The sequence below is a fragment of the Roseivirga sp. BDSF3-8 genome (assembly GCF_041449215.1).
Taxonomy (GTDB): domain Bacteria; phylum Bacteroidota; class Bacteroidia; order Cytophagales; family Cyclobacteriaceae; genus JBGNFV01.
This window is the reverse complement of record NZ_JBGNFV010000001.1, coordinates 5034596-5054577: the sequence shown is the minus strand read 5'-3', so window position 1 is coordinate 5054577 and position 19982 is coordinate 5034596. Positions and strand designations below refer to the sequence as shown.

At 45.1% G+C, this 19982-nt stretch carries 17 protein-coding genes; 9 read left to right on the top strand and 8 right to left on the bottom strand.

Features of this window, described 5'->3' with window-relative positions:
* Positions 1–23: 23 nt before the first annotated feature.
* The 3 genes from AB9P05_RS20920 to murC form a co-directional block, all read right to left on the bottom strand.
* Positions 24–2246, bottom strand: a complete 2223-nt coding sequence (locus tag AB9P05_RS20920; RefSeq protein WP_371910788.1) for a bifunctional alpha,alpha-trehalose-phosphate synthase (UDP-forming)/trehalose-phosphatase — start codon at positions 2244–2246, stop codon at positions 24–26.
* A gap of 399 nt (positions 2247–2645) precedes the next feature.
* Positions 2646–3449 (bottom strand): exonuclease domain-containing protein, encoded by an 804-nt coding sequence (locus AB9P05_RS20915; protein WP_371910787.1) that lies wholly within the window; start codon positions 3447–3449, stop codon positions 2646–2648.
* A 23-nt stretch (positions 3450–3472) separates the two neighbouring features.
* Entirely contained in the window at positions 3473–4846 is a 1374-nt protein-coding gene (gene murC, locus AB9P05_RS20910; protein WP_371910786.1) for a UDP-N-acetylmuramate--L-alanine ligase, read from the bottom strand.
* Between the two features lie 358 nt (positions 4847–5204).
* Between murC and dnaB the strand changes: the two genes are divergently transcribed.
* Together dnaB and AB9P05_RS20900 are read left to right on the top strand one after the other, a co-directional pair.
* A complete protein-coding gene (gene dnaB / locus AB9P05_RS20905) occupies positions 5205–6716 on the top strand; it encodes a replicative DNA helicase (RefSeq protein WP_371911375.1) in 1512 nt (503 codons plus the stop codon).
* A 101-nt stretch (positions 6717–6817) separates the two neighbouring features.
* A complete protein-coding gene (locus AB9P05_RS20900; RefSeq protein ID WP_371910785.1) occupies positions 6818–7819 on the top strand; it encodes a zinc-binding alcohol dehydrogenase family protein in 1002 nt (333 codons plus the stop codon).
* Here the strand turns inward: AB9P05_RS20900 and AB9P05_RS20895 are convergent.
* Positions 7816–8142, bottom strand: a complete 327-nt coding sequence (locus AB9P05_RS20895) for a tetratricopeptide repeat protein (protein ID WP_371910784.1) — start codon at positions 8140–8142, stop codon at positions 7816–7818. The two genes, AB9P05_RS20900 and AB9P05_RS20895, sit on opposite strands and share 4 nt — an antisense overlap.
* A gap of 83 nt (positions 8143–8225) precedes the next feature.
* On the opposite strand from AB9P05_RS20895, the gene AB9P05_RS20890 reads away from it, so the two are divergent.
* The 4 genes from AB9P05_RS20890 to AB9P05_RS20875 all read left to right on the top strand — a co-directional run bounded on the left by AB9P05_RS20890 (position 8226) and on the right by AB9P05_RS20875 (position 12013).
* On the top strand, positions 8226–8963 hold the full coding sequence (locus AB9P05_RS20890) for an electron transfer flavoprotein beta subunit/FixA family protein (RefSeq protein ID WP_371910783.1): 738 nt from the start codon (positions 8226–8228) through the stop codon (positions 8961–8963).
* 46 nt (positions 8964–9009) lie between these two features.
* Positions 9010–9975: an electron transfer flavoprotein subunit alpha/FixB family protein gene (locus AB9P05_RS20885; protein WP_371910782.1), complete on the top strand. Its 966-nt coding sequence runs from the start codon at positions 9010–9012 to the stop codon at positions 9973–9975.
* A gap of 21 nt (positions 9976–9996) precedes the next feature.
* Positions 9997–10614: a bifunctional nuclease domain-containing protein gene (locus AB9P05_RS20880; protein WP_371910781.1), complete on the top strand. Its 618-nt coding sequence runs from the start codon at positions 9997–9999 to the stop codon at positions 10612–10614.
* A gap of 100 nt (positions 10615–10714) precedes the next feature.
* Positions 10715–12013, top strand: a complete 1299-nt coding sequence (locus AB9P05_RS20875) for a NupC/NupG family nucleoside CNT transporter (protein WP_371910780.1) — start codon at positions 10715–10717, stop codon at positions 12011–12013.
* Here the strand turns inward: AB9P05_RS20875 and AB9P05_RS20870 are convergent.
* Positions 12010–12699, bottom strand: a complete 690-nt coding sequence (locus tag AB9P05_RS20870; protein WP_371910779.1) for a peptidoglycan DD-metalloendopeptidase family protein — start codon at positions 12697–12699, stop codon at positions 12010–12012. The two genes, AB9P05_RS20875 and AB9P05_RS20870, sit on opposite strands and share 4 nt — an antisense overlap.
* 100 nt (positions 12700–12799) lie before the next feature.
* A complete protein-coding gene (gene pckA / locus AB9P05_RS20865; protein WP_371910778.1) occupies positions 12800–14416 on the bottom strand; it encodes a phosphoenolpyruvate carboxykinase (ATP) in 1617 nt (538 codons plus the stop codon).
* A gap of 227 nt (positions 14417–14643) precedes the next feature.
* Between pckA and AB9P05_RS20860 the strand changes: the two genes are divergently transcribed.
* Together AB9P05_RS20860 and AB9P05_RS20855 are read left to right on the top strand one after the other, a co-directional pair.
* The gene (locus AB9P05_RS20860) at positions 14644–16428 is read left to right on the top strand and encodes a peptide MFS transporter (RefSeq protein WP_371910777.1); all 1785 of its coding nucleotides are present in this window, start codon (positions 14644–14646) and stop codon (positions 16426–16428) included.
* 162 nt (positions 16429–16590) lie between these two features.
* Positions 16591–16917 (top strand): SiaC family regulatory phosphoprotein, encoded by a 327-nt coding sequence (locus tag AB9P05_RS20855; protein ID WP_371910776.1) that lies wholly within the window; start codon positions 16591–16593, stop codon positions 16915–16917.
* 111 nt (positions 16918–17028) lie between these two features.
* Here AB9P05_RS20855 and groL read toward each other — a convergent pair whose 3' ends face one another.
* Both groL and groES read right to left on the bottom strand, forming a co-directional pair.
* On the bottom strand, positions 17029–18669 hold the full coding sequence (gene groL, locus AB9P05_RS20850) for a chaperonin GroEL (RefSeq protein ID WP_371910775.1): 1641 nt from the start codon (positions 18667–18669) through the stop codon (positions 17029–17031).
* Between the two features lie 62 nt (positions 18670–18731).
* The gene (groES, locus tag AB9P05_RS20845; RefSeq protein ID WP_371910774.1) at positions 18732–19010 is read right to left on the bottom strand and encodes a co-chaperone GroES; all 279 of its coding nucleotides are present in this window, start codon (positions 19008–19010) and stop codon (positions 18732–18734) included.
* Between the two features lie 237 nt (positions 19011–19247).
* Here groES and AB9P05_RS20840 point away from each other — a divergent pair, with 237 nt between their 5' ends.
* Positions 19248–19964, top strand: a complete 717-nt coding sequence (locus AB9P05_RS20840; RefSeq protein WP_371910773.1) for a hypothetical protein — start codon at positions 19248–19250, stop codon at positions 19962–19964.
* Positions 19965–19982 lie beyond the last annotated feature (18 nt).

Genomic DNA, 19982 nt, shown 5'->3' with positions numbered 1-19982 from the left:
CTTTTTTTAACACGCTGTGGTAATTATCCGGCGTGGTTAGAAATTTTTTGTATCGCGGCCTCTTTCTCTGGCATGCCAGCCATCTTTCTCAGTAACCGTCTTACCTTCTGGTGATTTTTCAGGTTAAATTTAGCCTCTGAGTTTGTTCTTCCTACTTTGAAAGTGTATGCATCATCGGGCATCATTCTGAACATATCCTCATCCGTCTCATCATCACCCACCGCAAATACGAAGTCGTGGTCAAATTCTGACAACCACTTCTGAGCACCGCGCCCCTTATTTACTTCAAGGCTCTTGATCTCCAGTACCATATCTCCTTCCAGCACCTGAAGGCCCATGTTCGTGGTTATGTACTTCAGGTGGCTCGTCAGCTCACGTGTACGCAATTCACCAAGTCCTGTTTCTACTTTACGGTAGTGCCATACCAGCGAATAATCCTTTTCTTCGATAAATGATCCAGGTGTACGATCTACATATAGCTCAAGTACTTTAAGGATCTCGCTCTTCCAGTTATTAGTGAGGAATTCGATCGTATTCCAGTCTTTCCCTTGCTGCCGCAGCCATACGCCATGCTCGCAAATGAGATCCACCGGCAGCTCACCCAACCAGTTTTCAAGCGTTTTGCGGTCACGCCCACTGATTACGATCACCCGGTTATCAGGCATGGTACCAAGGGTAGCAAGAATCTCTTTTAATTCCTTATCAGGCATAGCATCTTTAGGATCGTCGAAGAAGGGAGATAGCGTGCCGTCGTAGTCCAGGAAAATCAGGCGTTCATGCGATGAGTGATAATGGGCCAGCATTTGTTTTTCGCTTTCATCATCCAGGCGAAGCGTAGCCATGGCCTCCTGCTCAAGCTTTATCTCCTCCAGCCTGTCCATGAACAAGTTCACCCAGTGATGAATATTATAGCGCTTAAGGCTGGCCTGCATAATGCTCATGTGACGGATTTGCTCATCTTCGGGCATTTCCAGGCCTCTTTTCAGGCTCTCAACCAGTTTATTTACATCATTAGGGTTGATCAGAATGGCATCAGACAGCTCTTTACTGGCCCCTGCCATTTCACTTAATATCAGCACCCCCCGCTTATCCAGCTTACTGGCGATAAACTCCTTACATACCAGGTTCATGCCGTCGCGCAGTGGTGTAACGAGAGCCACGTCGGCCATGCGATAAAAGGCAGACAGGGCTTCCAGAGGAAATGAGCGGTAAAAATAATGAATAGGCGTCCAGGCTATCCTGCCAAAATTACCATTAATACGGCCCGTAAGCTCATCTATCTCCTCTTTCAGGCGTTTATATTTAGGAACCTGGTCACGCGATGGTACCACCACCATTACCAGCGATACCTTTTCGTGATACTCAGGATAATCTTCCAAGAACTGCTCAAATGCCTGCAGGCGCTTATTGATACCTTTACTGTAATCCAGCCGGTCTATACTAAGGATCAGCTTCTGGTCTCCCAGGTGGGTCCGGTACCTGACTTCACGCCGGATTGTTTCCGGTGAAGCAGCACTATTAGCATACTTTTCATAGTCAATCCCCATCGGAAAGCTGTCCACTATAATCTTCCGGTCGCCCAGCTGAATTTTACCATGCAGGTTGCTGTGACCTACAAGCCGGCTTACCGAGCTTAGGAAGTGGCGCATGTCATCATAAGTATGAAAGCCAAGCAAGTCTGCGCCAAGCATACCCTGCAGCAGTTGCTTGCGCCAGGGAAGCAGCCTGAATACCTCATAGCTGGGGAAGGGTATATGAAGAAAGAACCCGATGCTTATCTTCGGTAGCTTTTCGCGTACCATTTGCGGTACCAGCAGCAGCTGGTAATCATGGATCCAAAGCGTGTCACCAGGCTCCGCGTGCTCTATGATCGCCTCTGCAAATTTCGTATTTACCTGTTCGTAAGCCTCGTAAAGTGATTGCTCGTATACCACATACTCATTGAAGTAGTGAAAGCAAGGCCAGAGAGTCTCATTACTAAATCCTTCATAAAAGTCTTTGATCTCTTCTGCTGTGAGAAAGACCGGCCGCATACTTTCTTCCTTCAGGTGTTCGGCCACCTCAGTTTGGGTTTTCTCTTCTTTTATTTCCAGTCCTGGCCAGCCTATCCAGAGGTTGTCACCCTCTTTATAGATAGAGCCCAGACCGGTGGCGAGTCCTCCGGAGCTGGGTTTATAAACTAGTTTATCATCTTCAGTCTGTATTTTTACTGGTAGTCGGTTCGATACGATTATCGTTTTTGACATGGGGGCTATTAGTGATTTAGCAACGTTTAGTTTGAAAGGAAAACAGTCTTTTCTTTAAACCAGTCCATTATTATTTAGTTTGATATTCCCTGGAAATGAAATGGAAAAGAACTTACTAAATAAAGTATAAAAAAAAATCGATTAACCGTAACCTTTAGCAAAACCCGCCGTTCAAAAGTTTAAGTTTACACATTGAATGTACGTACTTGTTTTAGAACTTATATAGATATACACGATTTTTTCATAGGTGGTTTAGGATTGAAAGAGGCGCTTTTGGTGCCTCTTTCACTTTTTCAGCCCATCTCTTATATCTAATTGTCTGCCTGCCCGATAGCCTTGCCTTCCCCTGGCTGTGAAAATTATGGCATAAAAAAAACCGCCCTTTCAGACGGTTTCAGATTATCTTTTGAAAGACTTCAGCTTTATGATCGTAAGGTGCCGCTTAGTATCCAGCGGAAAGTCCCCCCGCATCATCCAGTCGTAATATCCGGGTTCCGTGTCTAACACATCAACCACCGGTCTGCCCCGGTGCTTTCCGAAGTTGAAACACTCTATCTGCTTTTCGTTTCTTACGATTCTGCCGGCCAGATCGACCATGTTGCTGCACGTAAGCTGGTGCAGCATATCCATGTTATTCTCTATTCGACCTACCTTGTTACCCTTCAGGTCGGTGACGTCTTCGTTATTATATCTTTCTATCTGGGCCTTAAGTACCTCATAGCTGGCTATTGTATCAGCTTCGGCACTATGCGCATCATTCAGAGACTTATTGCAGTAAAATTTCAATGCGGCAGAAAGATTTCTTTTTTCCATCATATGAAAAATCTTCTGGGAATCAACCAGCTTACGGTTGCTTACATTGAAATCCACATCCACCCTGAGAAACTCTTCCACCAGCATAGGCACATCGAATTTAACAATGTTATAACCGGAAAGGTCTGCCCCTTCCAGAAACTTAGCTATATCCTTAGCCACCTGCTTAAAAGTAGGCTTGTCCTTTATATCCTCATCATATATGCCGTGAATCAGGCTTGTTTCATGAGGAATGGGGATAGTGGGATTTAACCGCATCGTTTTACTCTCTGTTTGCTGGTTAGGGAGCACCTTCAGAAAAGAAAGTTCGACTATACGGTCCTTTGAAATATTGGTACCTGTGGTTTCCAGATCGAAAAACACCAAAGGGTTTTTCAGATTTAAATGCATGTATAGGTAGTTTTGCTAAGAGTTTAGTTATTCAGGATCTTTTGGCTCAGTTCCTTTAGATCTAATCCATTGAAACTGCCCGACGACATCATCAGGAGGTTCTTATCATTCCATTTTTCGTTCGTCAGAAACTTCTCCAGCTCGTTTGTATCCGTAAAGTAGCGCACATCATCTCGTCCGAAAGCCTCGCGAATCTCAGCTTCTGTAAACAGAGCCAGCTTTTTGTGAGCCACAGTATCCGGATTTACGTATACCATAGGCACATCAGTTTCATTGAATGTATTCTGGTAGGTCTTTAGAAAGTCAGGGTTGAGGCTGCTAAATGTATGTAGCTCTATACAGGCAAAAAGGGTACGGTCAGGATACTGAGCTTTAAGTGCTTTCGTAGTCGCATCCAGTTTGCTCGGTGAGTGGGCGTAATCCTTATAGATTGCAACACTACCGTTATTGTCCACCAGTTCCATACGCTTACTGGCCCCCTTAAAGGTCCTTATCGCCTGGTAGAATTGTGTGCCTGTAATGCCAATCCGCTTACATACCTTTTTGGCAGCACTGATATTCTGCATGTTATGATGCCCAAACACCTGCAAGGGAACCTCTCCGCTGTCCGTCTGAAGATACGTTACCCCTTCCTTTATCTTATGGGCATGTGATTTATACTCAATCTTCGTCACATCCTCACGCTCCTTATTACCAATTACGGTAGCCATAGGGTCTTCCTCACAGTAGATGATCACACCCGCCTTGGGGGTGGCATCAGCAAACAAGTCAAATTGGCGAACGTAATTATCCACATTAGGGAAGACATTGATGTGATCCCAACTGATTCCGCTTATCAGACCAATGTGGTGCTGGTATTTCAGGAATTTCGGCGTTGGATCTATAGGACTGGATAAGTATTCATCACCTTCAATAATAATGATAGGCGCATCGCTGATCTTAACGCTGTTTGGAAAACCTTCAAGGCTGGCACCCACCAGGTAATCGAATTCCTGCTTATGAAAGCGTAAAACGTGCATCACCATCGATGTGATGGTCGTTTTACCATGGCTTCCTGCTATTACAATGCGCTGCTTGTCCTTACTTTGCTCGTACACATATTCAGGAAAGGAATACACAGGAACCCCCACTTCCCTCGCCTTCAACAGCTCAGGGTTATCCTCCTTGGCATGCATGCCCAGAATCACTGCATCCAGATCACTGGTGATCTTTTCCGGTTGCCACCCTTCTTGTTCCGGTAGTAAGCCGTATTCTTCCAGGCGACTTCGGGATGGATCAAAAAACAAATCGTCCGATCCCGATACTTCATGCCCCATTTCCATTAACGCAATGGCAAGGTTATGCATTACGCTGCCTCCTATGGCAATAAAATGTACTTTCTGCGAATTTTCCTCCATTAAGAAATTATTTTTGCGGCCGTTTCATTCATCCGGTCAGTTTACGGTATACATCATCGCGAGCAGTGAGTGCTCCTACGGCCGACGGCCCAAATTTAGTGCTTTTTTGCGTGAATGTCTTGTGGATAAGTGAATAACACTGTGGATAACCATAGTTTTTACTGTGGAAAAGATGAGCTTATGTCACTCTTCTTTTTTTGTACGTTTACAAAATTGAAAACTTCAATAATACAGCTATGTTTGCCAGCTTGTTAACCCGACACAGGATCATATAAAAACTCAGGTACTATTGGAATCTCAAAAAAGAAGGGCGGATCGAAGTGAAGGAGTGGGAAAAAAGAGATTGTTTCCCTCAGAAATGAATGACCAATTGGGCAAGGTACCTCCGCAGGCTACCGAACTCGAACAGGCAGTACTGGGGGCATTGATGCTTGAGAAAGAAGCTCTTACCGATGTGGTGGATATTCTTAAGCCCGAATCTTTCTATAAAGATGCACATCAGGAAATCTACCGGGCCATCATTGAGCTTTTTAATAAAGCAGAACCGGTAGATTTGCTCACAGTTACCTCCCAGCTCAGGAAAAACGGTAAACTCGAGCTGGTAGGAGGGCCTTATTACATAACAGAGCTTACCACCAGGGTTAACTCTGCCGCTAATATCGAGTATCACGCACGCATTATAGCGGAAAATGCTATCAAGCGTGAGATGATCCACATTGCCGGAGAGATTCAAAAGGAAGCCTTTGAAGACAGCACCGATGTGTTTCAATTGCTTGATAAGATGCAGCAGGCTCTTTTTGATGTTTCTGAGGCCAATATCAAACGAAATTATGCCGATATGCGGAGCATAATGCGGCAGGCTATTGACGAGCTCGAGGCTCGTAAGCTCCATACAGACGGCCTTACCGGTGTACCCAGCGGGTTCACCTCCCTTGACCGGGTTACCTCCGGTTGGCAGCGCTCCGACCTTGTTATTATTGCCGCACGTCCTGCCATGGGTAAAACTGCATTCGTAGTTTCTGCCATGCGTAATGCCGCTGTAGAATTCGGTCATGCCGTAGCTATATTCTCTCTTGAGATGAGCAACGTCCAGCTAGTAAACAGGATGATCTCCGCCGAAGCCCAGCTTGAGTCAGAGAAAATTAAGAAAGGTAACCTTGAAGAGTACGAATGGGAGCAACTCGTACATAAAACCGGTCGTCTTGCTGATGCCCCGATATTTATCGATGATACGCCGGCCCTGTCCATTCTCGAACTTAGGGCCAAGTGTCGTCGCCTTAAAGCTCAGCATGATATACAGCTCATTATCATTGACTACCTCCAGCTCATGAGCGGCGACTCATCCAAAAACTCAGGGTCAAACCGTGAGCAGGAGATCGCCTCCATTTCCCGTGCCTTAAAAAACCTGGCTAAAGAACTTAATGTACCTGTTATAGCGCTGAGCCAGCTAAGCCGTGCTGTGGAAACCAGGGGAGGAGATAAGCGCCCTATGCTTTCCGACCTCAGGGAATCAGGATCGATAGAGCAGGATGCTGACATGGTAATGTTCCTTTACCGTCCTGAATACTACGGTATTACTGAAGATGAAAATGGGGCCCCAACCCAGGGAGTCGGAGAAGTGATTATTGCTAAACACCGTAATGGCGGTCTGGACACAATCCCTCTTCGCTTTATCGGTAAGTATACCCGTTTTACTGACCTTGACGCTCCAGGCGTAGTAGGCAGCAGCTTCCCTCAGACATTCCAGTCTTCTGCCAATCCATCACAAGGCAGTGCCCTTACTATGGGAAGCCGGGTGAACCCTTCCGACGGAAACCCGGCCTCCGGTGGCGGCTTGCCATTCGATGGGGGAGGAGAGGCGCCCTTCTGAAATAGGTATATTTATTTAAAGAGTCTAAAACCGTCTGCACAACAGACGGTTTTTTTCTTATAAAAAGCATGCTATTATTTGCAGTAACAAAACCAAACACGATGAAAGCACTTTTTTTAACGGATCAAACAGACAATCACCTAAGAATCGGGGACATAGATAAACCGGAGCCAGCTAAGGGGGAGGCCCTTATCAAAATAAAAGCTTCAGCATTAAACCATCGCGACCAATGGATGCGGGAAGGAAAATACCCCGGCATCCGGTATGAAACCATTCTAGGAAGCGATGCCTCCGGCATAGTTGAGAAGGTAAATGGCGAAGGCGCTGAATGGGAAGGAAGACATGTTGTTATCAACCCAAATATAGGCTGGGGAGAGGACCCCAGCGTACAGAAAAGTGATTACAGTATATTAGGAATGCCGGTAAATGGCACTATGGCAGAATATGTATCTGTGCCTGTAGACCGGTTAAAAGAAATTCCCTCCCATCTTAACTTTTCACAAGCTGCAAGTTTACCTCTGGCAGGCCTTACAGCGTACCGAGCCCTCTTTACCCACGGGAAGCTGCAAAAAGGCCAGCACGTACTTATCAATGGCATCGGCGGTGGTGTGGCTCAGATGGCTTTCATGTTCGCCAAGGCAGCCGGTGCCACCGTATCCGTTACCTCCGGCACTCAGGAAAAGCTTGATCTGATGAAAAAGAAGGGAGCTGCCGGCACATATAATTATAAAGAAGATAATTGGGCTAAATCGGCATTGAAAGAACAGGGCGGATTTCATCTCTGCATAGATAGTGCCGGAGGAGAGGGATTAAATAATCTGGTTAAATGCACCAGACCAGGGGGGCGTATAGTATTTTATGGGGCCACTACCGGCATGCCTAAAAACCTGGACCTGTTCAGACTCTTTTGGAACCAGATAACCCTTCAGGGAAGTACCATGGGTAATGACCAGGAGTTTTCTGATATGATCGATTTTGTAGCAGACCACAAGCTTGTGCCGGAAGTGGACTCCGTCAGGCCACTTGCTGAAGCCGAAGAGGCTTTTGACGCAATGAAAAACTTTAGTCAGACAGGTAAGTTAGTATTGGAAATGAATGCCTAGTCCCATTCCATTTGAAAATTGGTATAGGCATTTTGAAGCTCCTGCAAAGCTTTAAGGTCACCAGCCTTTCCGGCGGTCTTAATACCTTTAGTATAAATGGCTTCCGCCTTTTCCTGCTCGCCGATATCTGCATACAAAGCAGCGGCATGATAGTAGGTACCGACATAGTCCGGATGCTCCTGCAGGAGACGTTCGTAATAGTGCAAAGCCTTCTGGGTATCCGTCCCGTTATACTCCGTAGCTATGGCGTAAAGTAAAAAAGGGTCGTCAGGCTCTTCTTTTAAAAAGCCTAATAGCTGTTGTAATCGCGGCATATCACTCATAAGGGCGCATTTTTATTTTTTTTAATTAGTCGTAACTTCGAGCCCGAGTTAAAGTTAACATATAAAATCTTTCACCTCGATATATGAAAATTTTAGTTTGTATTACCCACGTACCCGATACGACTTCGAAGATATCGTTTACCGATAACAACACGAAGTTTGATAGCACAGGCGTACAGTACATCATTGGCCCTTATGATGATTATGCCCTGGCACGTGCGGTTGAGATCAAGGAGCAAACAGGCGGTAGTGTTACCGTTCTCAATGTGGGCGAGGCTGAGACCGAGCCGACCATCCGTAAGGCCCTGGCCATTGGTGCAGATGAAGCAGTACGTATAAATGCCGAGCCTACCGATGCATTTTTTGTTGCTAAGCAAATTGCTTCCCACGCCAAAGAAGGCGGATATGACATGATCCTTATGGGCCGTGAATCCATCGACTTCAATGGAGGCCAGGTACATGGCATGGTAGGCGAGTTACTTGGACTACCTGCACTGTCTCCGGTTATGAAACTGGACATAGAGGGCGACACAGCCAAAATGGCTCGTGAGATCGAAGGTGGAAAAGAATTTATTGAGGTAAAAATGCCATTCGTTGCAGGCTGTCAGGAGCCTATAGCAGAATGGAAGATTCCTAACATGAGAGGTATCATGTCTGCCAGAACCAAGCCGCTGAATGTGGTGGACCCTGTAGACAGCGAAAAGCCTACCGTGCTGGAGAATTATGAAATGCCTCCTGCTAAGGGAGATGTGAAAATGATCGATGCCGACAATGTTGAGGAACTTGTCGACCTGCTTAAGAACGAGGCAAAGGTAATCTGATAAGCCGCCCATCTCATTTTTACTTCAACTAAAAAAATCTGGAAAAATGTCCGTATTAGTATTTATAGAATCGGCCGAAGGCGAGATCAAAAAATCCTCACTCGAGGCTGTCAGCTATGGTGCTGCCGTAGCGGCAAATGAAGGCACTTCAGCTACTGCCATTGCATTTGGTAGCATAGACGAGGCTAAGCTCAAAGAAGTGGGTAAGGCTGGTGCCACAAAAGTATTGCATGTTAATGATGACAGACTGGATAAAGGTGTGATCCAGGCCTATGCCAACGCACTTACCCAGGCGGTGGAAAAAGAAGGTGCGAAAGTACTCGTACTTGCCAAGTCTTCTCTAGGTGATCCTGTAGCTGCCCGTGTAGCCGTTAAAACCAACGCTGCGCTGGCATCGAACGTTGCTGAACTGCCTGATACTTCTTCCGGCTTCAAAGTAAAAAGAAGCATCTATACAGGTAAAGCCTTTGCCATGGTTGAACTTAAGGCTGATGTAAAGATCATTGCCATTAAGAAAAACGCCGTAGAGGTTAAAGAAGATGGCGGAGATGCTACTGTGGAAACATTCTCGCCAGAATTGTCTGACGCTGACTTTGGTGTGCAAATCACCGGAGAGGAAAGACAAACGGGTGAAATACTACTTCCTGAGGCTGATCTTGTCGTATCCGGTGGCCGGGGTCTGAAAGGTCCTGAAAACTGGGGTATGATAGAAGATCTTGCCAGGGCTCTTGGCGCTGCTACAGGATGTAGCAAACCAGTGTCAGATATGGACTGGAGACCTCACCATGAGCACGTTGGCCAGACCGGCGTTAAAGTTAGCCCTACCCTGTACGTAGCTGTTGGGATTTCAGGTGCAATTCAACACCTTGCCGGTGTGAATTCATCAAAATACATTGTCGTGATCAATAAAGATCCTGAAGCACCTTTCTTCAAAGCGGCTGACTACGGTATTGTAGGAGATGCATTCGAAGTAGTGCCCAAACTGACAGAAGCGATCAAAGCACGCAAGTAAAGAAATCGACCCCCATATATTGTGGATAAAATCAGACTAGAAATCCTTGGACTTTCGTCAAGCCAGTCGCAATCAGGCTCTTTTGCCTTGGTACTAGGTGAAAAACAAGGTAACCGGCGACTTCCCATTATCATCGGAATGTTCGAAGCCCAGGCTATTGCCATAGAGATAGAAAAGATCATACCCAATCGTCCTATGACGCATGATCTCTTTAAGTCTTTTGCCAGTAGCTTCAATTTCAATATTGAAGAGATTGTTATCTCCGATTTAAAGGAAGGGGTTTTCTTTGCCAAAATTGTTTGTAACAACGGTACAGAACGATCGGAGATCGATGCACGGCCCTCTGATGCTATTGCCATTGGGTTGAGATTCAATGCGCCTATCTTCACCTATGAAGCTATCCTCTCTGAAGCCGGCATTGTGCTTACAGAAGAGTCAGAAGAGCCGCAGTCCAGTCCCGCACCCGGAACAGGAGAGAAAAAAGCCGCTTCTAAGAAAAGTACGGCGTCAAAATCTACTGAGGAACTGCTTAAAGACTACTCTATCGAAAAACTCAATGAGATGCTTAAGGATGCCATCGAAAAAGAGGATTATGAGCGTGCCGCGAAGATTCGTGATGAGATGAACCGACGGAATTAGACCTTTTTAGTCTGAAATAAAATACGAATAAACCTCCCCGAAACGGGAGGTTTTTCTTTTTTACATTTAATCCTATTTTTGCAGGTCTCAATACCTGGATATGGATTATGCACGCGGCCTTTTGGGCCTTATCGCTTTAGTAGGATTTGCCTTTGTATTCAGTAGCAATAGAAAAGCCATAAACTGGCGGCTGGTGGGCACCGGTATCCTACTACAGATTATTTTTGGTCTTTTGATCAATGAATTTCCAGCAGTGAAGGCTGGTTTTGAATGGGTAAGTGAAAAATTTGTCCTGTTCTTAAACTTCGCTGAAGATGGAGCCAGGTTCATTTTCGGCGATGAAATGGTAAACGACCAGGGTACATTAGGATTTGTTTTTGCCGTTAAGGTATTGCCCACCGTTATTTTCTTTTCCACTGTCACAGCCGGTCTTTATTATCTGGGCATACTCCAGAAGATTGTATTTGGTATTGCCTGGATAATGGCACGCACCATGCGACTGAGTGGTGCGGAAAGCCTGAGTGCTGCAGGTAATATATTTCTGGGGCAAACTGAAGCGCCTCTGCTGGTGAGGCCCTTTGTACCCACCATGACCAGGTCAGAGCTTATGTGCCTCATGACAGGTGGTATGGCTACTATTGCCGGTGGTGTTCTGGCTGCTTTTGTAGCATTCCTGGGAGGCGGTGATCCGGAAATGGAAGCTAAGTTTGCCGCCTACCTGCTAAGTGCTTCCGTAATGAATGCCCCTGCAGCCATTGTGATAAGTAAGATAATCATTCCGGAAACACAACCTGACCAGATCAATACTGACCTTAAAGTAAGTAATGAAACCCTCGGAGTTAACCTTATAGACGCCTTGTCACGGGGAGCAGCAGACGGTCTTAAGCTTGCGCTTAATATAGGAGGGATGCTTCTCGCCTTTATTGCCGTCATTTATGCCATTAATTACTTTCTCGGAGACTTTATAGGGGACATTACCGGACTCAATAGTTTCATAGCCGAATCAACGGATGGAAAATTTGATAAATTTTCTCTTGAGTATATTCTAGGTCAGATTTTCCAGGTATTTGCCTTCGTAATGGGGGTAGAAAGTAAGGATGCCCTGGCTGTGGGTAGTCTTTTGGGGCAAAAAACCGTTATCAATGAGTTTGTGGCTTATTTGGCACTGGCAGATATGAAGTCAGAGGGAATACTTCAACCCAAGTCAATCATTATAGCTACATATGCACTATGCGGCTTTAGTAACTTCAGTTCCATAGCCATACAGGTGGGGGGAATAGGGGGCATGGCCCCTAATCAACAAGGCAACTTATCCAAATTAGGTCTTAGAGCCCTGCTTGCAGCCACCATTGCCTGTATGATGACTGCCACTATTGCCGGTGCCCTGTTTACTGATTAATCATGTAAAACAGGAAGGCGCAGGATAAGGTTAGGATCCGGACATATTGCTGTGTACTGTGCTTTTGCTGCCGGTGCAGCTACGCCAGGGAAATCTCCGCGATTTCCCTGCAAATCAATCATTAACTGAAAGTGCAGGTGTGGCGGCCAGTGTCCGTTCTCTAAATAAGTGCCCAGGTCGGCAAATACCTCTCCTTTGGCAATAAGCTGGCCCTCTTCTAGTCTAAGGCTTTCGCGACTCAGGTGACCGTAAAGAGAATACCAGGGGCCAGCCGGTGATGTATGCTCCAGAATGATTGTAGGACCATAATTACCAAACCCTGCATTATCTGCCAGGCTATGCACCCTGCCCTCATAGGGGACCATCACAGGAGTATTTTGCTCCATCCAAATGTCTATCCCCAAATGACATGAACGGGGCTCCTCTCCGCCAAAATGATCGCTTCTCTGGTATAGAACACGTGGCTCCATATAGCCTCCCACACCGGCGGTACCTTTTGTGCCGTAGATCATTTCATTAAACACATAGTTATGAAAAGCAACCTGATCTTTCAGGTCTATCTCTGCAAGCCGGCTGTTATTGGCTGTGAAATCTAATCTGCGGATATCACTGCTCGCGGGCAATGGCATTACCTCATGAAAATCCTGCTTCTTAAGCCAGGCTTCCAGTGCTGTTTTATCAGTCATAGACCGAAAATTCACTTTTTATTAATTCTTATGCAAAGAAAAAGCCCCTTCGCTTTCACGAAAAGGCTTTTTAGGGTTCACGTATTTTATTGTCGCTTTATCAGGCGTTAATCTTTGACGGTTTAGGAGAGCCGGCCATGATTTCATCATTGGCGTATTCTTCGTATTTCCCAAAGTTTGAGATAAAGCTATTGGCAAGCTTGTCCGCCTTATTCTGATAATCATCCTTATCATCCCAGGTATTAACCGGATCCAGTATTTCCGATGGCACCCCTGGGCATGATGTAGGCATGGCTACGCCAAATACAGGATGATTTTTAAATTCTACCGAATCAAGCTTTCCTTCCAGGGCAGCAGAGATCATAGCACGGGTGTAAGGCAGTTTAATGCGGCTACCAGTACCATAAGGACCACCAGACCAGCCAGTATTGATAAGCCAGATATTCACATCGTGCTTTTTCATCTTCTCACCAAGCATTTCAGCATACTGAGTGGGGTGAAGGGGAAGAAATGGCGCACCAAAACAGGCAGAAAATGCAGTTTGGGGTTCTGTAATACCTGCCTCAGTACCTGCTACTTTAGCTGTATATCCGCTGATGAAGTGATACATAGCCTGCCCCTTATTCAGTTTTGAAATAGGAGGGAGTACACCATAGGCATCACAAGTGAGGAAGAAGATATTTTGAGGAATTCCTCCTTTAGAAGGTTCTACCGCATTATCTATATGGTTGATAGGATAACTGGTACGGGTATTTTCAGTAACCTCAGTATTTTCGTAGTCCACCTCACGGGTTCCTTCCTTGAAGCGGGTATTTTCTACTAATGCTCCGAACCTAATGGCGTCGTAGATCTGCGGTTCCTTCTCCCGGGTCAGGTCCACTACTTTTGCATAGCATCCGCCTTCGAAGTTGAATACATTCTTATCTGTCCAGCCATGCTCATCATCACCGATAAGTCCCCTGGCAGGGTCAGCGCTAAGCGTAGTCTTACCAGTTCCTGAGAGCCCGAAAAATATAGCTGTGTCACCATCTTCACCGATGTTGGCAGAACAGTGCATAGACAGCACGTGGTGCTCCTGAGGAAGCAGGTAATTCAGTACAGAGAATATACCCTTCTTCATTTCGCCCGCATAACCTGTGCCACCGATCAGGATCATCCGTTTGGTAAAGTTGATAATGGCGAAGTTTTCCTGACGTGTGCCATCCTCTTCCGGATTAGCTTTAAAGTCAGGAGCACAGATAATGGTAAAATTGGGATCAAAGTTCTTGAGTTCATCTGCTGAAGGCCTCAGGAACATATTATTGCAGAAAAGATTATGCCATGCCTCGGTGTTGATTACGCGCAGGCTAAGTCTGTAATTTTCATCCGCACCCGCATAGGCATCTCTCACATAAAGCTTCTTATCCTCCAAAAAAGCAAGCATCTTTTGGTAAAGGCCCTCAAAGTGTGCAGGTTCGATAGGGAAGTTAATATCACCCCACCAAACTGTGTCGGCAGTTTTGTCGTCTTTGACTACGAACCTGTCCTTGGGAGACCGTCCTGTAAACTTGCCGGTATCACACATAAGTGCACCCTTATCAGTAAGGGATCCTTCGCCGTTTTTCAGAGCCTCTTCTACCAGTTCGGCCGGAGACAGGTTCCAGTATGCTTCTGCGAACTTGTTCACCCCCTGTTTACCCAAACCGCTAACTGATGATTTTAGACCGAATTCTTGCATGATCAATAATTAAAAATATAGGGATACGATTGATTCAAACGTTTGCGTAAAATTAATAAAATTTTGCTCCGTCAATATGTCTAACACTTCCTTTTTCAAAAATGATTTAGATCAGTAATTCTAAAATTGTTTGGTCATAAGCATAAATTTTTTGCAGAAAATACATTCAAATAGTAGCTTTAGCGTTTGTTTCAAGAAAGATTGTTCTAGAAAAATAGCTATAGGCAATGTCAAAGCGTGATACAGTGAACCTGCCGGATAATTCCGACATTGAGCGTTCAACGATAGGAGGGCACCCCAAAGGCCTTATGATCCTATTCTTTACTGAAATGTGGGAACGTTTCAGCTATTACGGAATGAGGGGTATTCTCGTACTCTTCCTCGTAAGTACCGTAAACGGAGGCTTCGGTTGGACTGAATCCGGTGCACTGGAGCTTTATGGTTGGTATACCATGCTCGTTTATCTGGTATCTGTACCGGGCGGCTGGCTTGCTGATAATATCTTTGGCCAGAAAAAGGCTGTATTAATAGGAGGATTTACCCTGGTGGCCGGTCACTTCCTTATGGCCGTTCCTCTCGAGTGGGCATTTTACGGGGCGCTGCTTCTCATTGTAGCAGGTACCGGATTGTTGAAGCCTAACATTTCTACCATGGTAGGTGGTCTCTATAAAAAAGGAGATAACAGACGTGATGCCGGGTTCACTATCTTCTACATGGGTATCAACCTCGGCGCCTTCCTTGCCGCCATTATTGTAGGATATGTGGGAGAGACCATCGGCTGGCACTATGGTTTTAGCCTTGCAGGCTTTGGTATGCTTCTGGGACAGATCGTCTTTATTGCGGGACAAAAACACCTTAAGGGAGTGGGTGATCTCAATGATGCTAAATCAAGAAAAGAGAGCCTTGCTAAAAACCCTAATGGAACCTCAAAGAGCCTTACCGGCAACGAAAAAGACCGTCTTGTTTTACTGGGTATTTCCTTCGTTATCGTATTGGTATTCTGGGCAGCCTTTGAGCAGGCTGGTGGGTTGATGAACCTTTACACCAAGAACTACACGGACAGGTACATTGGGCAGGAACTCACTGTGAATGAGTACCGTACTGCCGGTACATCGGCAGATGACTCACTGGCAATAGCTCAGGCTAAATACTTCATTGAGAATAAGCAGGTCACTGAATATGACGGGTTGGGTGAGTTCTTTGGTAACCTGTTTAATCCTACCTCAAGGAATTTTTCTGAGATACAGACTCAATTAGGTGCTACTGATAGTATCAACTCTTCCCTGCTCAGCTACGATAGCTATGTCATTCAACATGAAGGCGCTGATGGCACCGTTTATAACAGCGTAATGGATGAAACAGCCCCTATCGTAAAAGATGGTAACTCATACGTCATTTATGATCTGGCTAATGACCTTCAGGGATTCATTGTTCCGGCTTCATGGTTCCAGAGTCTGAATGCCCTCTTTATTTTAATATTTGGTGGTATCATTGCCAGCCTGTGGGTGTTCCTTGCCAGGCGTGGTAAAAATCCTCCAAGTATTTTCAAAATGGGACTGGGCACCGCCGTAATGGGTGCTGGTTTTATCTTCATGGTATTTGCTGCCCTGCAGAGGGGAGCCGCTGCAGACGGTATGTCTGCGATGTATTGGCTGGTACTTGCCTACCTGTTCCATACACTCGGTGAGCTGGCCCTGTCTCCTGTGGCACTCTCTTATATTACAAAGCTTGCGCCCGCCCGTATGGTAGCTTCTGTGATGGGGGTATACTTTGCCGTTACAGGACTTGGTAATAAGCTTGCCGGAGCCCTTGGAGAATGGGCTCAAAGCCTTGGAGAGCTTCAAATCTTTGGGGGTATTGCGGTTACCACTATTGCACTTGGTTTGCTTTTGATGCTTTTCTCTAAGCGACTTAATAAACTAAGCCACGGAGCTGAAGACGCTTCCCTGGATGAAGACGATGCGGAAAGAGTAGAAGAGGCCCAGCTAACTGACGCAGAGATTCGTCCTTAAGCTGGCATACAATAAGATTTCAAGAGCCACTCGCTTTTAGCGGGTGGCTTTTTTGTGTATTAAATATAAGTGGTAATAAATTGGCTTTTTTGAAGTATTAGTATATTTTTAGAATAATTTAAATTAATCTGTTATTTCTATCGTCATCAGCCAGCAATATTTATGACGGAGGTTTTTCAAATAAGGCCTGAAAGTTCGGACAGGACCCTTCTGCAGTTTCAAGGGCAGCTTGATCAGGGCAAAATCGACGATCTGATCATCAATGCCGAAGCAATCCTTCGAAACTCTGAACCTGATGTTAAAGTCAGAAAAAAAGTTTTTAGTATTTTAGTGGAAATATTCAGAAAACTGGAGCGCCTGAGTGACCAGGGCCATACTACCCGTGTTACCTGGTATTATGATGAAGAGGATGAAGATATGCAAGAGAGCGGAGAGGACTTTAAAGAAATCATCCGTCTTCCGGTTGAAATGGTCGTCATGAATAGCTGAATAGCTTAGACCTAGTTAAAAACATAGCCAAGCTTATAATTACTGGCATAAAAAAAAGAAAGGCTGCTTACGATTGTAAGCAGCCTTTCTTTTTTTCAACGGAAGGAAGCATTACATCATGCCACCCATGCCGCCACCCATTGGAGGCATGCCGCCACCTGCAGGACCTCCATCTTCTTCAGGCTCATCAGCTACTACACATTCGGTAGTCAGCAGGAGAGAAGCAATAGAAGCTGCATTTTCCAATGCAAGGCGAGATACTTTCGTAGGGTCAATGATGCCTACAGAAATCAGATTCTCGAACTTATTCTCGCGGGCGTTATATCCGTAGTCACCCTGGTTGTTACGTACTTCATTTACGATCACGCTACCTTCACCACCGGCGTTAGATACGATTGTTCTAAGAGGAGCTTCAAGTGCCAGGCGAATGATATTCACACCAGTGCTCTGATCTTCGTTTTCTGTATCTACTGAGTCCAGAGAAGTCAGTGAACGAATGAAGGCTACTCCACCACCTGGAATGATACCTTCTTCTACAGCAGCTCTTGTTGCATGCAGGGCGTCATCCACGCGGTCTTTCTTCTCTTTCATTTCAACCTCAGTAGCTGCGCCTATGTATAGGATAGCAACACCACCACTAAGTTTAGCAAGACGCTCCTGGAGCTTCTCACGATCGTAGTCAGACGTAGTGCTTTCCATCTGAGCTTTGATCTCAGCTACACGGGCTTCGATATTGGAAGATTCACCGGCACCATTTACGATGGTCGTGTTATCCTTATCGATATTTACTTTTTCGGCAGTACCAAGATAGTCAATAGTTGCATTTTCGAGTTTGTATCCTCTTTCTTCCGAGATGACAGTACCACCTGTAAGGATGGCAATATCCTCGAGCATAGCTTTTCTTCTGTCGCCGAAACCAGGAGCCTTAACAGCAGCAACTTTCAGTGCACCACGGATCTTGTTTACAACTAGGGTAGCAAGGGCTTCACCATCTACTTCTTCAGAGATGATAAGAAGAGGTTTTCCAGTCTGAGCAACTGCTTCAAGAACAGGAAGAAGCTCCTTCATCGCGCTGATCTTTTTATCATAGATCAGGATGTAAGGATTCTCAAGCTCAGCTTCCATTTTCTCTGTGTTAGTCACAAAGTAAGGAGACTGATATCCGCGGTCGAATTGCATACCTTCAACCGTTTTGATCTCAGTTTCGGTACCTTTAGCTTCCTCAACAGTGATCACGCCATCAGTACCAACTTTCGCCATCGCATCGGCAATCATTTTACCGATCTCTTTGTCGTTATTGGCAGAGATGCTGGCAACCTGAGCAATTTCGTTGTTATCAGAAATCTGACGGCTCTGCTCCTTAAGGTTAGCAACAACAGCCTGGACAGCTTTCTCTATACCTCTCTTAAGATCCATCGGGTTGGCACCAGCTGCTACGTTCTTGATACCGTGAGCAAAGATAGCCTGAGTAAGCACGGTAGCTGTAGTAGTACCATCACCTGCATCATCGGCAGTTTTAGAGGCAACTTCTTTTACAAGTTGAGCACCCATATTTTCGATAGCGTCTTTCAGCTCAATTTCTTTTGCTACAGACACACCATCCTTTGTGATAGTGGGGGCTCCGAATTTTTTATCAAGGATAACATTACGTCCCTTAGGACCAAGGGTTACCTTAACTGCATCAGCCAGGCGGTCTACACCTTTTTTTAACTTTTCCCTTGCTTCTGAGTCGAAGAAAATGTTTTTGGCCATATTTAAAATGCTTTAGAATAAATGTTTTTTGAATTAAGTAAGTAGGGTGGGGTCAGACCGGATTATACGATCGCAAAAATATCTGACTCTCTCATTATAAGGTATTCCCTGCCTTCAACAGTGATTTCAGTACCTGCGTACTTACCATAGAGGATTTTATCTCCTACCTGAACGGTTAATGGCTCATCCTTTTTGCCATTTCCTACAGCAACTACTTCACCCTGCTGAGGCTTCTCCTTAGCTGTATCAGGAATAATGATACCGGAAGCGGTTTTTTCTTCTGCTGCAGCAGGTGCAACCACCACTCTGTCTGCAAGAGGCTTAATGTTCAATTTTGACATTGTTCAGACTATTAGAGATTAAGTTAATTCTCAATTAAAAATATAATTATCCGTATTGCATTTCCTGTGCCAAATCACTTTTTCGACCTATTTGTCAGGTTTTCAGGACATTTTTTCAGTAAAAATTACGTCATAAAGTCCTACCGGCTAATGTACTGACATTGTTGCGGGTTGCGTTATTATTTGGCTATAGCTATTTTATTTAAAATTAAGTTTTGTTAGATAAATATAGGCTGCATGAAGAGATTGGATGATGATTGGGTAGTGAAAGATCTTATTGATCTGGAATACAAAAAATACATCTTGCTTGCCTACCTGAAAGAGGTGGAGAATCAGTTCAAAGAGAAGAAGCTATACCCCTATCTGTCAGAAATTGTCTCTCATTACCGTAACCTCTTGGTTTTAAAGAGAGAGAAGACGCTAATGTATGATAAATTTCCTGCCACTTTGTCAAAAGCTGACTTTGAAAGGCTTAAAATGACCTATACACGGCTAGTGGAGGACACTGAACTTATGGCAGAGATTGATAGCATAGTAGATTTTGCTATCCCTGAATGTAGAAGAAGGCTTGAGGACGGAAAGGACATCTATGAGGAGGTGGAGAATTCCCTGAATATTGAACCTATCGGACTCGTTCCAATTTATAATGATGAGGGGTACTTTTTCATTGCACAGGAAAAAGATAAAGACCTGGATATCTACAGGTACAGGATTACTATATTCGATAACTCAGAAGAGCGATACAGGGCTATTAGCACTGAGCTTCTGGACCGTACACGTAGTAGTCTGGCCAGGACATACGAACAGCTAAAGCTTGAGCTGATCAGGAATAATCCGGATCTTCCTAATCCGGCAACTTACCTGATACATGCAAATAGTAAGGTGCCCTATGAATGTACTCTTTTGCCGGTGGCAAAGAGACTATTAGTCAGATACATTAATCCGGCCGCCTAACTTGATTAAAATAAATTA

Coding starts and splice junctions, on each gene's coding strand:
- dnaB (WP_371911375.1), top strand. CDS start 5,205: ATGAATGACCAATTGGGCAAGGTACCTCCGCAGGCTACCGAACTCGAA.
- groL (WP_371910775.1), bottom strand. CDS start 18,669: ATGGCCAAAAACATTTTCTTCGACTCAGAAGCAAGGGAAAAGTTAAAA.
- AB9P05_RS20920 (WP_371910788.1), bottom strand. CDS start 2,246: ATGTCAAAAACGATAATCGTATCGAACCGACTACCAGTAAAAATACAG.
- pckA (WP_371910778.1), bottom strand. CDS start 14,416: ATGCAAGAATTCGGTCTAAAATCATCAGTTAGCGGTTTGGGTAAACAG.
- AB9P05_RS20860 (WP_371910777.1), top strand. CDS start 14,644: ATGTCAAAGCGTGATACAGTGAACCTGCCGGATAATTCCGACATTGAG.
- AB9P05_RS20890 (WP_371910783.1), top strand. CDS start 8,226: ATGAAAATTTTAGTTTGTATTACCCACGTACCCGATACGACTTCGAAG.
- murC (WP_371910786.1), bottom strand. CDS start 4,846: ATGGAGGAAAATTCGCAGAAAGTACATTTTATTGCCATAGGAGGCAGC.
- AB9P05_RS20855 (WP_371910776.1), top strand. CDS start 16,591: ATGACGGAGGTTTTTCAAATAAGGCCTGAAAGTTCGGACAGGACCCTT.
- groES (WP_371910774.1), bottom strand. CDS start 19,010: ATGTCAAAATTGAACATTAAGCCTCTTGCAGACAGAGTGGTGGTTGCA.
- AB9P05_RS20900 (WP_371910785.1), top strand. CDS start 6,818: ATGAAAGCACTTTTTTTAACGGATCAAACAGACAATCACCTAAGAATC.
- AB9P05_RS20895 (WP_371910784.1), bottom strand. CDS start 8,142: ATGAGTGATATGCCGCGATTACAACAGCTATTAGGCTTTTTAAAAGAA.
- AB9P05_RS20875 (WP_371910780.1), top strand. CDS start 10,715: ATGGATTATGCACGCGGCCTTTTGGGCCTTATCGCTTTAGTAGGATTT.
- AB9P05_RS20885 (WP_371910782.1), top strand. CDS start 9,010: ATGTCCGTATTAGTATTTATAGAATCGGCCGAAGGCGAGATCAAAAAA.
- AB9P05_RS20840 (WP_371910773.1), top strand. CDS start 19,248: ATGAAGAGATTGGATGATGATTGGGTAGTGAAAGATCTTATTGATCTG.
- AB9P05_RS20870 (WP_371910779.1), bottom strand. CDS start 12,699: ATGACTGATAAAACAGCACTGGAAGCCTGGCTTAAGAAGCAGGATTTT.
- AB9P05_RS20915 (WP_371910787.1), bottom strand. CDS start 3,449: ATGCATTTAAATCTGAAAAACCCTTTGGTGTTTTTCGATCTGGAAACC.